General features: G+C 37.5%; 14 protein-coding genes and 1 pseudogene. 7 read left to right on the top strand and 8 right to left on the bottom strand.

The window, feature by feature from the left end; genetic code table 11:
• The 7 genes and pseudogenes from hisD to hisC all read left to right on the top strand — a co-directional run bounded on the left by hisD (position 1) and on the right by hisC (position 5673).
• Entirely contained in the window at positions 1 to 1275 is a 1275-nt protein-coding gene (gene hisD, locus TE34_RS01935; protein ID WP_047983148.1) for a histidinol dehydrogenase, read from the top strand.
• Positions 1276 to 1868 (top strand): annotated as a pseudogene (gene hisB, locus TE34_RS01930) (imidazoleglycerol-phosphate dehydratase HisB).
• Positions 1869 to 1887: 19 nt separating this feature from the next.
• Positions 1888 to 2496, top strand: a complete 609-nt coding sequence (gene hisH, locus TE34_RS01925) for an imidazole glycerol phosphate synthase subunit HisH (protein WP_047983147.1) — start codon at positions 1888 to 1890, stop codon at positions 2494 to 2496.
• Positions 2493 to 3215 carry a 1-(5-phosphoribosyl)-5-[(5-phosphoribosylamino)methylideneamino]imidazole-4-carboxamide isomerase gene (gene hisA, locus TE34_RS01920; RefSeq protein WP_047983146.1) on the top strand — a complete coding sequence of 241 codons (723 nt, stop codon included), beginning with the start codon at positions 2493 to 2495 and terminating at the stop codon, positions 3213 to 3215. Before hisH ends, hisA begins: the two co-directional genes overlap by 4 nt.
• Positions 3205 to 3969: an imidazole glycerol phosphate synthase subunit HisF gene (hisF, locus tag TE34_RS01915; RefSeq protein WP_047983145.1), complete on the top strand. Its 765-nt coding sequence runs from the start codon at positions 3205 to 3207 to the stop codon at positions 3967 to 3969. The genes hisA and hisF overlap by 11 nt, the downstream gene beginning before the upstream one ends.
• The gene (gene hisIE / locus TE34_RS01910; protein WP_047983144.1) at positions 3969 to 4601 is read left to right on the top strand and encodes a bifunctional phosphoribosyl-AMP cyclohydrolase/phosphoribosyl-ATP diphosphatase HisIE; all 633 of its coding nucleotides are present in this window, start codon (positions 3969 to 3971) and stop codon (positions 4599 to 4601) included. Before hisF ends, hisIE begins: the two co-directional genes overlap by 1 nt.
• Before the next feature lies 1 nt (position 4602).
• Positions 4603 to 5673 (top strand): histidinol-phosphate transaminase, encoded by a 1071-nt coding sequence (gene hisC, locus TE34_RS01905; protein ID WP_047983143.1) that lies wholly within the window; start codon positions 4603 to 4605, stop codon positions 5671 to 5673.
• Between the two features lie 344 nt (positions 5674 to 6017).
• Here hisC and TE34_RS01900 read toward each other — a convergent pair whose 3' ends face one another.
• The 8 genes from TE34_RS01900 to TE34_RS01865 all read right to left on the bottom strand — a co-directional run bounded on the left by TE34_RS01900 (position 6018) and on the right by TE34_RS01865 (position 13997).
• Positions 6018 to 6704, bottom strand: a complete 687-nt coding sequence (locus tag TE34_RS01900) for a SurA N-terminal domain-containing protein (protein ID WP_047983142.1) — start codon at positions 6702 to 6704, stop codon at positions 6018 to 6020.
• Between the two features lie 127 nt (positions 6705 to 6831).
• On the bottom strand, positions 6832 to 7770 hold the full coding sequence (locus tag TE34_RS01895; RefSeq protein ID WP_047983141.1) for a siderophore ABC transporter substrate-binding protein: 939 nt from the start codon (positions 7768 to 7770) through the stop codon (positions 6832 to 6834).
• Between the two features lie 378 nt (positions 7771 to 8148).
• Entirely contained in the window at positions 8149 to 8904 is a 756-nt protein-coding gene (locus TE34_RS01890; RefSeq protein ID WP_047983140.1) for an iron ABC transporter ATP-binding protein, read from the bottom strand.
• Positions 8898 to 9848 carry an iron chelate uptake ABC transporter family permease subunit gene (locus TE34_RS01885; protein WP_047983139.1) on the bottom strand — a complete coding sequence of 317 codons (951 nt, stop codon included), beginning with the start codon at positions 9846 to 9848 and terminating at the stop codon, positions 8898 to 8900. The genes TE34_RS01890 and TE34_RS01885 overlap by 7 nt, the downstream gene beginning before the upstream one ends.
• Positions 9838 to 10791 carry an ABC transporter permease gene (locus TE34_RS01880; protein WP_047983138.1) on the bottom strand — a complete coding sequence of 318 codons (954 nt, stop codon included), beginning with the start codon at positions 10789 to 10791 and terminating at the stop codon, positions 9838 to 9840. The genes TE34_RS01885 and TE34_RS01880 overlap by 11 nt, the downstream gene beginning before the upstream one ends.
• Before the next feature lie 212 nt (positions 10792 to 11003).
• Positions 11004 to 11723 carry a DsbA family oxidoreductase gene (locus TE34_RS01875; RefSeq protein ID WP_047983137.1) on the bottom strand — a complete coding sequence of 240 codons (720 nt, stop codon included), beginning with the start codon at positions 11721 to 11723 and terminating at the stop codon, positions 11004 to 11006.
• A gap of 78 nt (positions 11724 to 11801) precedes the next feature.
• A complete protein-coding gene (locus TE34_RS01870) occupies positions 11802 to 12644 on the bottom strand; it encodes an MBL fold metallo-hydrolase (protein WP_047983136.1) in 843 nt (280 codons plus the stop codon).
• Positions 12645 to 12779: 135 nt separating this feature from the next.
• Complete coding sequence (locus TE34_RS01865; RefSeq protein ID WP_047983024.1) at positions 12780 to 13997, bottom strand: ISL3 family transposase; 1218 nt, start codon at positions 13995 to 13997, stop codon at positions 12780 to 12782.
• Between the last annotated feature and the right edge of the window lie 117 nt (positions 13998 to 14114).

Raw genomic sequence — 14114 nt, 5'->3', positions numbered from 1 at the left:
ATGAAAATCATATCAGGAAATCAGTTTTTACAAACCTATCAAAGCCCTTTCGCCACAGGAAATTTAGAAGAACTAGACACTCGTGTGAAATCGATCTTAGAAAAGGTCCGTACAGAAGGTGATAAGGCATTAAGAGAACTTACAGAAAAGTTCGATGGAGCAACTATTGATCACCTAATTGTTTCTAAAGCGGAAATTGAAGAAGCAAAAGGACTTGTGGACCGTAATTTCATAACCGCTATTCGCCAAGCAGCTGAGAATATTGATGCTTTTCACCGAAATCAAAAGGAAGCGTCCTGGTTTACCGATGATCAAGATGGCATTATTCTTGGGCAAAAAGTGACACCAATCGAAAAAGTCGGTGTCTACGTTCCAGGCGGAAAGGCGAATTATCCTTCCACGGTATTAATGAATGTGATCCCCGCCAAAATTGCTGGCGTTCAGGAGATCAGCATAGCTACTCCTCCTAGGGCAGATGGAACCATTAACCCATATGTCCTAGTAGCAGCTTCCATCGTTGGAGTTAGCCGCATCTATAAGATGGGAGGCGCACAGGCTATTGCAGCACTGACTTACGGAACAGAAACCGTTGATAGAGTCTATAAAATAGTAGGTCCAGGTAATAATTATGTAGCACGGGCAAAGAAATGGGTGTATGGCGATGTTGCTATTGATATGATTGCTGGTCCGAGCGAGATCTGTATTATAGCTGATGAAGAAGCAAATCCTTCATTTGTAGCCGCTGACCTATTATCACAAGCAGAGCATGATGAAGAGGCTAAGTCGATTTGTATTACAACTAGTAAAACGCTCGCTAATAAAGTCGCGCAAGCAGTAGCCAATCAATTATCCCTGTTAGATCGTGGTGACATCGCCCAAGCTTCTATTCGAAATAACGGAAAAATTATACTGGTAGATTCGGAGCGAGAAGCATATGAGATTGCTAACTTCATCGCTCCAGAACATCTACAGCTCATGGTATCTAATCCGGAAGAGAAAATACCAATGATTAAAAATGCAGGAGCAATATTTTTAGGAGCCTATTCACCTGAACCGCTCGGGGACTACCTAGCCGGTCCTAATCATACGCTACCGACGAACGGAACGGCAAAGTTCTCATCTCCTCTAGGGGTATACGATTTCGTGAAAAAATCTAGTATTATTAGCTATTCCAAAGAAGCATTACGTAAAGTTTCGAAATCCATCGAATGTCTCGCGAATACAGAAGGCCTCGAGGCTCACGCTCAATCTATAAAAATACGAGGAGGGAACTAGATGAGAAAAGCCTCACTAAAACGGAAAACGAATGAAACTTCTATTCAGTTGGATTTTAATCTGGACGGAGAAGGAAAATCTACTATTCATACAGGTGTAGGATTTATGGATCATATGCTCACGCTGTTCTCCAAGCACGGACTTTTTGATTTATCACTAACGTGTAATGGTGACCTAGAAGTTGATCAACATCATACGGTGGAGGATATCGGTATTGTATTAGGAAAGGCATTTACTAATTCCATAGGAAATAAGGAAGGCATTACCCGTTATGCATCCGTTAATCCGTTACTACACCAATGGACGAGGCACTATCCAATGTGACAGTAGACATTAGTGGAAGACCTTATTTTGTTTATCATGTGGAAGGGTTGAAGGATCAGGTAGGAAGCTTTGATACGGAACTGGTAGAAGAGTTTTTCCAAGCTTTTGTCAATCAAGCTCAAATCAACCTACACATAAATCTTTATTATGGAAAGAATACACATCATATCATTGAATCTATATTTAAAGGATTTGGCCGCGCAATGGATATCGCTAGTTTCAAAAATCCAAGAATTGTTGGAGTTCCCTCCACAAAGGGATCACTCTAGCTAAAGGAGATTTTTATAGATGATTGCAATTATTGATTACGGAGCAGGCAACATCAAAAGCCTTCAATTTACATTATCGAAACTAAATATACCAAACATCCTAACGCAAGATGAAACAATTATTAGAAACAGTAAAGCAATGATCCTCCCGGGTGTAGGATCCTTTCAAGATGCAATGGAGGAACTTAAGAAAGCCAACTTAGATACGATTATTAAACAAGAGGTAGAAAACGGCAAGCCGATACTTGGCATTTGTTTAGGGATGCAGTTATTCTATGAGACTAGTAATGAAGGTGGAAACACTGTTGGACTCGGTCTATTAAAGGGGCATATTGAGCGAATTCCCACATCCGTTAAGGTTCCACATATGGGATGGAATACCCTTCACTTAAAACAAGGCTATGAAATTACGTCTAACATCCCTGTTGAAGATACGTATGTATACTTCGTCCATTCCTATTATGCGAATAAGGTAGAGGAAGAAGATGTGGTTGGAAGCTGTACATATGGGGATGAAGTACCAGCAATTGTTCAACGAGACAACATTATTGGTATGCAATTTCATCCGGAGAAAAGTAGTGTTATTGGTATGCAACTTTTAAAAAACTTTAAGGAGATGTTCCTATGATTCTATTTCCAGCGATTGATATTTTAAACGAAAAATGCGTCCGGCTCATACAAGGAGATTATGCAAAAGAAAAAATCTATAGCAACTCCCCCCTAGCGATGGCGGATAGGTGGATTTCTTTAGGAGCGACTGCTTTACATATCGTGGATTTAGATGGAGCAAAAACTGGAAATGCCACAAACCAAACAATCATTGAACAAATCACTTCTAACACTAACGTACCAATTCAAGTTGGCGGTGGAATACGGAGCATGGAGCAAATTGAAAACTATCTATCCATCGGCGTTCAAAGAGTCATTTTGGGCACAGCTGCTGTACATAACATCTCACTACTAAACCAAGCAGTGGATATTTTTAAGGATAAAGTTGCGGTTTCTATTGATGCTAGGGATGGATTCGTAGCAACAGATGGATGGCGTCAAACGAGTAATGTGTTGGCCGTGGATTTGGTGAAACAACTCGAACAAATTGGCGTACAAACCATTATCTATACCGATATTTCGAAGGATGGTATGTTGCAAGGACCAAACTTCCAAGAACTAGAAAACTTGCAACACGCCTCTTCTGTACGCGTGATAGCTTCTGGAGGTATCTCCAGCAATGATGACGTGAAGAAACTTTCAGATATGAATTTGTATGGTGCGATTATTGGTAAAGCGTTATATGACAATAGTGTTGATTTCACTGAATTACTGGAGGTTACGAGAAATGTTAGCTAAACGAATTATCCCTTGCCTCGATGTGGACAAAGGAAGAGTTGTGAAGGGGAAGCAATTTCAATCGATACAAGATGTCGCAGATCCAGTAGACTTAGCCATCCGTTACAACAAGGAAGGAGCTGACGAACTCGTATTTTATGATATTACCGCCTCTAATGAAGAAAGAAATATTTTTCTAGATATGGTAGAAAGTGTAGCCGCTACTATAAATATCCCATTTATGGTTGGTGGTGGGATTCGGACCATTGAGGATATAAACCAAGTGCTACATGCTGGAGCTGACAAGGTGTCTGTTAATAGTGCTGCTATTACTAACCCATCACTAATAGAAAAGGCTGCTTCTAAATTTGGTAGTCAATGCATTGTTTTATCTATCGATGCAAAGGAAATAGAACCTGGGAAATGGCAAGTATTTCAAAATGGCGGAAGATTGAATTCGGGAATAGATGCATTGGAATGGGCTATCAAGGGAGAGCAACTCGGTGCCGGTGAGCTTGTCATTAACTCTATCGATGTAGACGGTGTAAAAAACGGGTATAACCTCACTCTTACCAAAGCCATTGCCGATGTTGTTAATATTCCAATTGTTGCTAGTGGTGGAGCAGGAAGTCTAGAGCATTTTCAACAAGTACTCCGTAACAATATTGCTGATGCTGCACTAGCTGCTTCAGTGTTTCACTACGAACAAATTAAAATATCTACACTAAAAAACTACCTAGCACAACAAAAGATCCCTGTAAGGAGCGTTGTTTGATGGATAATCTTGACCTTAATAACCTATTTTTGAAAACCAGTCTAATACCCGCCATTATACAAGATCAATCTTCTGGCAAAGTGTTAATGCTAGCATATATGAATAAAGAATCCCTACAAAAAACACTAGAGACAAAGGAAACTTGGTTTTACTCTAGAAGTAGAGAAGAGCTGTGGAATAAAGGAGCAACATCTGGTAATACGCAAGTCGTAAAACAAATTCAATACGACTGTGATGCTGACAGTCTGCTCATTCAAGTGGACCCCCAAGGTCCTGCTTGTCATACCGGAGAGGAAACGTGTTTTTACCAAACTTTATGGAATGAAAAAGAACCTTCCTTCTCTATTGTTGAGGATATTACCAAAGTCATTAAAAGCAGAAAACTAGAAACAACAGAAAATTCCTATACAGCTTACCTCTTCCAGGAAGGTATGGATAAGATTCTTAAAAAAGTCGGAGAAGAAGCAAGTGAAGTTATTATCGGTGCAAAGAATCAAAATAACCAAGAAACCACCTGGGAGATTGCTGATCTCACCTATCATCTTTTAGTCCTCATGGAATTAATGGGAATCACCGTTTCTGATATTAAAGAAGAATTAGCAAAAAGACATTTAACCAAAGCGGGGAATTAGTATGAGTAAGTATTGGAGCTCCTTGGTCAATCGTACCGACCCTTACGTACCAGGTGAACAAATAAATGACCCTTCAATCATAAAGTTGAATACAAATGAAAATCCATATCCACCTGCAGATTCTGTCCTGCAAGCTATTCAACATGAAGTTGGAGAGGCACTAAGGCTATATCCATCTCCAAGTGTCAGTGGACTTAGAGAAGCAATTGCCAAAGTCCACGGAGTAAGTCAAGAAAATGTCTTTGTTGGAAATGGTTCCGATGAGGTATTAGCCTTTTCCTTCATGGCTTTTTTCGAACCGGGTAAAAAAATACGTTTCCCTAGTATTACGTATAGTTTTTATCCTGTGTATGCTAAACTTTTCAATCTGGATTTTGAAGAGGTTAGCTTAAACCATGATTTTACTATAAACACTAATGCTTTTTATCAGTCGGAAGGTGGCGTCATCTTCCCAAACCCGAACGCTCCAACTGGGATATTATTACCTATAGAACAGGTCGAAGAAATCATCTTTCAAAACGAAGCAAATATTGTCATTATTGATGAGGCATATATTGATTTTGCAAAAGAATCAGCCGTATCACTTGTTCATAAACATCCAAATCTACTAGTAATACAAACTACTTCGAAGTCTCGAGGATTAGCAGGTCTAAGGGTTGGTTATGCCATTGGGAATCCGGAGTTAATTGAGGGATTAGAACGAGTGAAAAATTCCTTTAATTCGTATACAATTGACCGTCTCGCCATTGCAGGAGCAACTGCAGCGATGAATGCCACTACCTACTATGAGGAAATTATAGCAAAAATAATAAATACGCGTGAGTGGGTTACTACTGAGCTAGTTAAACTAGGTTTTCGTATATTACCATCACAAGCCAATTTTGTATTCATTTCACATCAAAATGTAAAGGCAGAGTTTTTATATACGAAGTTGAAGGAAAATGGCATCTTGATTAGACACTTTCCAAAAGAGCCAATCAAAAATTTTATTAGAGTAACCATTGGAACAGATAATGATATGAAGATATTTGTGAGGAAACTAAGGCAAATCTTACAGTCTACGAATCCATGATTTATAAAAATATCATTTTTTCCTTATCTAAATAGACATAACTAGAAATTGAATTTGAAAATGCGGATGATTTAACACAAATTAGCTTCGGAAATATACGGAGACTCCAGTGGGAGGATAGGCATCGGTGAGACCCCGTGATGCACCTGCGTCTGCTAGTATCGCTACGAAGAAGGCTTCCTCGGTGCAAGGCAGCAAGGAAGCTTATTCAAGTAGTAGCCTGGCTCACCAGCCGCCCACGGAAAGCGGAGTATATTTCCGAAGCGGGGTTGTTGCTCTGATCATAGTAGTCCGGTTTTTCTTTATGTTAAAGTTTTACCCCAGCCTCTTTTCGGAAAATTCGACTAAATATTCTTTTCAATATCCGCTTTTTCCATTAGTTCTTCTACCTTAACTTGAAGGGCATCTGCCTCGCGTTGCTGTGTAAGTTGCGCTTTAATAATCGGTTCTGCTTCTTCAAAAGTCATGATGTCATCCATATCTTTTTTCAATTCATCATATGTTTCTTTAATATCTTCATCTGTTACTTCTTCAATTTCTATCTCTTTAGCCACGTATTGCTTTAGAGTCTGTCCAAAACGCAGTTGTTCTTTTAACGTATCTTCGGTTAAATCATACGTCTCTAAGTACGCATTAAATTGTTTTTCATCTTGTGTTTTTAGCTTGTCAAACTCTGCTTGTACTTCTTCTTCAGAAACTTCTACACCTTGATTTTTCGCTTCCTGCTTTATTAACTCTTGAGCGATGAGCTCATTAAGGGTAATTTCCTTTATATTATCTTTATCGTCTATATCTTGTCCAAATTGGTACGCACGCATTTTAGTTTGAAGATACGTTGTATTATATCGGTCCCCCAATACTTCAGTATCGTTGATTGTAATGACAACTTTGTCTTCTGCAACAGCTTCATCTTCTTCGACCTTGATATCTTGTGGTTGCATCACTTCGTTAGTCTTTTCTTCTTCTTCATCCCCACAAGCACCCAATGTGACTACTAAACTTAATAAGAGTAAGCTCAATAACTTTTTCATGTATTTTCCTCATTTCCTTACGTTGTATTACTATTCAATCATATTTTTTATAGGTAATGCAAGAAAGGGGTCTGTCCCTCTCCATGAAAGAGAAAAGCAACCTACCGGTGGTAGGTTGCTCTGAGGTTTATTTTAAACTTTGATCAATTTCACTTACCATTTCTTTCACGGATACTAATCCGCCACCTGATAGATACCAGTAATCAGGATTTAGGTAGATAATATTGTCGTTTTGATATGCCTTTGTACCTTCAACCAACTTGTTTTCAACGAGTTGCTTGGCAGAAGAACTCCCACCTTCTACTACTGCACTACGGTCAATAACATAAAGAATATCTGGGTCGTTCTCCAATACATATTCAAAAGTAACATTCATACCATGAGTTGACGCTTCGATATTTTCATCAGCAGGGGTAATCCCGAATACATCATGGATAATACCAAATCTTGAATTGGAGCCATAAGCACTAATCTTATCATCATTTGCCAGAATAATTAGGGCCTTCTTATCGTTAGCTTCTGCTTTTTCTTTTAGGCTTGCAATGGAATCTTCAATAGCCGTTAACTCGGTTTGGATGTCTTCTTCCTTCTCGAAGATTTTCCCGATAACGTCCAGATTCTCTTTGAAAGAATCCATATAACGTGTTGTATCAACACCAAGATAAATAGTTGGCGCTAAATCCGATAATTGATCATAAAGCGTAGATTGTCTTCCTGAAATAATAATCAGATCTGGGTTAATTTCTGCTAATTTATCGAAATCAGGTTCTTTTAAAGAACCAGCATTCTCATATTCATCACTTTCATACTTAGATAAGTAATCAGGAATACTTCCTTTAGGAACTCCAGTTACTTCTATACCTAGCTTATCCAATGTATCCAGTGTCCCAAAGTCAAACACAATAACTTTTTCTGGATTAACCGGAACTTCAGTCTCTCCAAGCTCATGCTTAATAGTTATTGTTTCAGATGAATCGGATGATGCATTATTCTCCTCTGTTTCTCCACAAGCTGTAAGAACGAAAAGCAATATACTAATACTAATTAGTAGTAAGGTTTTCTTCATAAGTATTTCTCCTTTTTGGGTTTTATTATTAAGCTAATGTTGTATCACCTGGATTTGAAAGATGTTTATCTCCAAAAAGGTATCTTTTTCTTTATATTTTTTACCGCTTCATCTTATGTACATCGTGTCCAATCAACCGACGGCAGATGAGCCAACATGGGAATTCGAGCGCTCTAAAATCCCCAAATTTAAACAGTTGGAATGAAACACTAAATATAGGCATAATCATTTACCAACCATACTTTATAGGGTATGATTAAGGTGTGAGTTCCCTTTGTAATAGATTGGTGTAGATTTACGCCCTCTATTATGAAGGGCTTTTTCTTTTTGAGGATAGAATCCTCCTTATCCTCTTATACAACATTAGATCTTAAACATTTAGTAATAGACACAGATTCGCTTGTCTCCAATTTCTTGAATTTCAATATCCATGTCATATAATTCTTTCAAGACACATGCATCGATTACATCACATGCACGTCCTTGTTTCACAATCTTTCCATCCTTTAACGCGACAATATTATCGGAATAACAGGACGCAAAGTTGATATCATGAATAACGATTAGAATAGTCTTTCCTAATTCATCGACTAATCTTCTTAATATCTTCATGATTTGTGTAGAGTGGCGCATATCTAGATTGTTCAGTGGTTCATCTAGAAAAATATACTCTGTATCTTGCGCAATAACCATGGCAATGTGAGCACGTTGTCTCTGCCCACCACTAAGTTCATCTAAATATTTATTTTCTAAATCCTCAAGCTCCATATAAGCAAGCGATTCATCAATTTTCTTTTCATCTTCTTTCGTCAGTTTCCCCTTAGAATAAGGAAATCTTCCAAAAGATACTAATTCTCTAACCGTTAATTTAAGATTAATGGAGTTCGATTGTTTTAACACAGATATTTTCTTTGCTAATTCATTACTATCCGTTTTTAAAACATCTTGCCCATCGATTTGAATGTCCCCAGAATCTTTTGCTATTAATCGAGTGATTATAGAGATTAAGGTACTTTTTCCAGCACCATTCGGACCGATGAATGAAGTCATTGTACCCTTTTCAATCTTCAGGCTGACATCATCAACGACATTTTTCTGGTTGTACGTTTTTAACAGGTTTTTTACCTCTACCATGATCGATTCTCCTTTAACAAAAGATATATGAAGTACACGCCACCAACAAAGTTAATAATGACACTAATTGTTGTTTGGAAAGTGAAGATCTTCTCAACAATAAATTGTCCACCCACAAGGGCAATAACACTAATAAAAACAGATGCCAAAATAATATATAGATGACGGTATGTTTTCAAAAATTCATACGTTATGTTTACTACTAGTAGTCCTAAGAATGTAATCGGACCTATTAATGCCGTAGCAACTGCAGTTAATATGGATACAATAATTAATAGTCTTTTTATAACATAATCATAGCTTACCCCTAAATTAACCGCATCATCTTTCCCTAAAGCTAACACGTCTAAGTACTTATAGAATCGCAAGAAATAAAGTAAGACAAGAACAATAATTCCGATTGAAAGATATACTAAATCTTCGTTTACGTTATTAATACTGGCAAATCCTCTATCCTGCGCAACCATAAATTCATTTGGATCAATTAGTACTTCAAAAAACGATGTAAAGCTATTGAAAAATGTACCTAAAATCATACCTATGAGTAATAGAAAATATATATTATTCTTCTCACCCTTAAAAAGGAATCGATAAAGTACTAGTGAAAATATAATCATAGCACCAATGGACACTAGATAGTTAATACTACTACTCATCATAATGATAGAGTTGGAACCGAAAACAAATATAATAAACGTTTGTATTAACATATAAAGGGAATCGAGTCCTAGTACACTTGGTGTTAAGATTCGATTGTTTGTAATCGTCATAAATACGGTTGTAGCAAATGCAATAGCTCCACCAGTTAGAACGATTGCCAATACCTTAATAATTCTTCTTGGTAATATATATCCAATGTTACCTTTTAAGTCATAAAGGACATATAAGAGGGTTAGTGCGATTGCTACAATTGCGAGAATCAATGTTTTCTTTTTATAAGCCATATTTCTTTCTCCTTAATAATAGGTAGATAAATATTGCACTACCTATTACACCAACCGTTAGGCTAATTGGAATTTCATATGGATAAATAATGGTTCTACCAACGATATCACAAAACAGTACAAAGATCGCTCCAAGTAAGGCTGTGTGTAGAAGTGTTTTCTTTAAATGATCTCCCTGATAGATTGTAACGATGTTTGGAATAATTAATCCTAGAAACGGAATAACTCCAACCGTCAATACGACAGATGATGTAACAAGCGCTACAATTACTAATCCTATATTTACCACTTGCCTGTAGTTTAGTCCTAGGTTCTTGGAGAAGTCTTCCCCCATACCAGCGATTGTAAATTTATTCGCATAAAAGAATGCTATTAACATAATTGGTATACTGATATAAATCACTTCATAATTACCACTCATAATCATCGAAAAATCGCCTTGCATCCAGGATGACATGTTTTGAATTAAATCATTCTTATAAGCGATAAAGGTTGCTAAGGAACTGATAATATTCCCAAACATTAATCCTACTAATGGAATAAATATGGCATCTTTAAATTTAATTCGGTCAAGAACTTTCATAAAAATAAAGGTTCCAATCAGCGCAAATCCAAATGACACTAAGATTCGCTGTATTGGACTAGCAGCAGTAAATACCATTAAGGATACTAAAACACCTAATCTAGCAGAATCTAATGTACCTGCAGTCGTAGGAGAAACAAACTTATTCCTACTCAACTGCTGCATAATCAAACCGGCAACACTCATGCTCATACCAGCAATCAAAATGCTAACTAATCTTGGTACTCTACTCACTAACAAGATTTGGGCCTGGTCTTCTGTTAAATGAAATAAATCAAATGGGGATACACTAGAAACCCCTATGAAAACCGATACAAAAGATAAAATTACTAGTAATATAATTAAATAACGTAATTTCATATGAAAAGTCCCTTTAATAATTAATAATAATTATTATTACCTTCAAGTTATTCTAATTAAGAATGAGATTCATTATCATTTAAAATCTCTAAGTTGAGTATAGCATATATCAACTAACCGTCAATAATAATCGGCTTACATTTTTCAACAATTTGATGAAATAGTGTGCATTAAAAATAGCTTACTAGACACCTAGCAAGCTACCAAAACATTTATTCTTCTACTTCACATCCATCGCCTGTGCAATAGGAGGTTTTGGCGTTTGTCGGGTTGAGCAATTGTAAAGAGGTACTTTTCTGCTCTTCTTCCCAAACTCTTTCCAACACTTCTATAAAAACTTCTTTTGGCTGTGCGCCCGAAACGGCATACTTCTCATTGAAAACAAAGAATGGTACTCCACTGACACCAATTTGTTTCGCAAGTTCCTCATCACTTCGAACACGGTTTGCATAGCGATTTGTTTCTAACAACTCTGCTACACTTTCTTCGTCCAGTCCTACTTCTGTAGCAAGTCTTTTTAACGTGCTCGGATCACTGATCAACTCCGATTCAGTAAAATAGGCACGTAATAACCTCTCCGTCATCTCTTGACCACGTTGTACAGTTTCTGCAAACTTTGCTACTCGATGCGCGTCAAATGTGTTTGTATGCTGCATAGTATCAAAATTATATTCTAAGCCGACCGTCGCTGCCTGTCTCCCTACATTCTCATTTAATTCCTTTGCCTGTTCAACAGACATTCCTTTTCTAACAGCTAGATATTCATGGATATTTTGATTGGGTTGGTCCTTTGAATGAGGATCAAGCTCATAGCTTTTAAATTCAATGTTCACCTTATCAGGATGTGCGAAATCATTTAATGCCAATTCCAATCTTCGCTTTCCTATATAACAAAATGGGCATACAAAGTCCGACCATATCTCGATTTTCATAAACGCACCGCACCTCTCCTTATATAAAAATAGTTTAGCACAATCATATTTTCAGGAGATACTATTGTGCTTAAGGACCTATATATATTTTCCGTAATCTGGAACTGCAACCTTCTCAAAGTTCCTAACTAAGTCTGTAAGACCTGAGGTTAATTCTGCACCTCTTAAATAAACCCCATGTCCTGGAATAACAGTTACTGGCTGAAGCTCTTGTAAAGTTTGCACAGAGACTTTCGCCGCTTGCCAATCCGTCGTTAAATAACGTGGTGGACCACAAACTTCCGGTTCTTGCGTGAGTACCTTATAAAGTGAATCCTGTCTCACCGTAATAAAGGCATCTCCAGAAATAAGCAGCCCATCACGACCTCGGAATAAGGAAACATGTCCTGGAGAATGCCCTGGTGTATGTACCCATTTCCATTCCTCTAACCCAGGAATTTGGCCATCATCTGGTAGCGCCTTTAAATGGGACCCAATGTCAATTGGCTCATTCGGATATATAGCAGAAATCTTCGCTAGCATCCCACCCTCAACCGTTGTATCTGGTTCTGGGTAGCTCTTTTCCCCAGTTAGATATGGGAACTCCGATTGATGAGCATAAACTGGTACATCCCAATGTTGTAATAAGTCAACTAAACCACCAACATGATCAAAATGACCATGCGTTAGAATAATCGCTTCTGGTTGTTTCCCTTCACCAAACCGTTCCTCCACCTGTTTAATTATCTCTGGAGCTGATTCAGGCATTCCAGCATCAACTAGAAACCACTTCTCTGAATTTGGTTCTCCAATAAAAATCAAATTAACAATCTGGTCGGTATAATAATATACGTCCTCTGCTACTTCTTGACCCATTCTACTTTGGATAGATGTCATTGGGATATATTTGTGATCATCACTTTTGTTTAATTCCTTATCCATACTCTCAAACCCCTTTTCCTCGTTTAGGAATAGTATTTGTATGAACGTAATATCTAATTAGGTAATTAATGGTATCGTTCTAGAATAAAAAAAGGTTCTACGTCAAATGTTGGGGTGGTGACATTAGTCGCCACCTCATCCTATATGCACACCAACATCTTTATACTGTCTTGCCAATAAGATTTTCGCTCTAAATCGCTTAAAACTTCTAAATCCATATGCATTTCTCTTTATCACTTTAGTAGTATTATTTATACCTTCCAAAAAACCGTTAGAATAGTCGTATGCAAAGCTATTCAGTATTTCTATCTGCCAGTTTTGAAAGGTTTTAATGGCACTTATCATTTCAGGTATCTCCGCGTCGATTACCTTTTTATAGAAAGACTGTAGGTTTTCTTTCACTAGGGAGATGTGTTCTTTCCCCATAAGCTTCGCTTCCTCAAACCATTCTCGATAAGCTTCCTTTAATTCATACGCTACTTTCAGTTCATCTGACATACTTAAGTATCTTTCTAAGTGCCACTGCTCATCATCTTTTAAACGGCCCTTTGCTTTATGAAATACATACTTCATTCGCTTACATTTCTTACGATCATAGTCATGAAAGTCTTTTTGAACTCGTCTTCTCACGCGGTCTAATCCCCAGTAGATATAGCGACAAAAGTGAAAACGGTCAGCTACAATAATAGGTTTACCTAATGCGTTCTGAACAGCTGCCTTGAAAGCTGGACTCATGTCCATAATGACAACTTCTACTTTTGCCCCATGTTTTTGGAGATACTGTTTAATGGTTTTTTTATAGCGATTTGGGAGAATATCTAATGGTTGTTTCGTGATACCATCCGCAATAATTAACTGATATTTACCCTCTTTTGTATCACCTTTATATTCGTCAATCGCTATGACGGAAGGAAGTGAGTTTACCTCTTTAATCTCCGTTTCCGCTAATTGGTCAAAACGTCTAACAATGGTTGTTGCCGAGGAGCCATATGTTTCTCCTACCTCTTTAAAAGTTTTTGCTTTGATGGATCGGATAGAGACCGCTTGATTCCATTCCACGGAAGTGCGTTGATATCGTTCTACGAAGCCGTTTTCTTCAGAAAATCGTTTTCCACAGGAAGGGCAACTATAACGTCTGCGCTTATACCATAGTTGAGTCATTCTTTCGAACCATTTCAGATGTTTTACTTTTTGGTATCGATAGTCATGTATGCGTTCGGTTTCCTCTCCACATCGCGGACAACTATGTGGCTTACGCTCCATTTCCACATAAACTTCTACCTTCCCATCTCGCTCTACTAAATTTGTTACGTTACAGTCTTTTAATCCTGGCATATTCATGATAAAATCCATTTACACGCATCCCCATTCTTTATCTTGTTTCTCGTCAATTCAAGTATAAAAGAATGTTTGGGGTGCGTGTACTTTTTTTCTGAATTTTATTGAAACCCCAACAAATATTATAGAGCC

Origin of the sequence: Ornithinibacillus californiensis, from assembly GCF_001038485.1 — a bacterium.
Lineage (GTDB): Bacteria > Bacillota > Bacilli > Bacillales > Amphibacillaceae > Ornithinibacillus > Ornithinibacillus californiensis.
The sequence above is the reverse complement of the archived record's forward strand: the minus strand, read 5'-3'. Positions and strand labels throughout refer to the sequence as shown.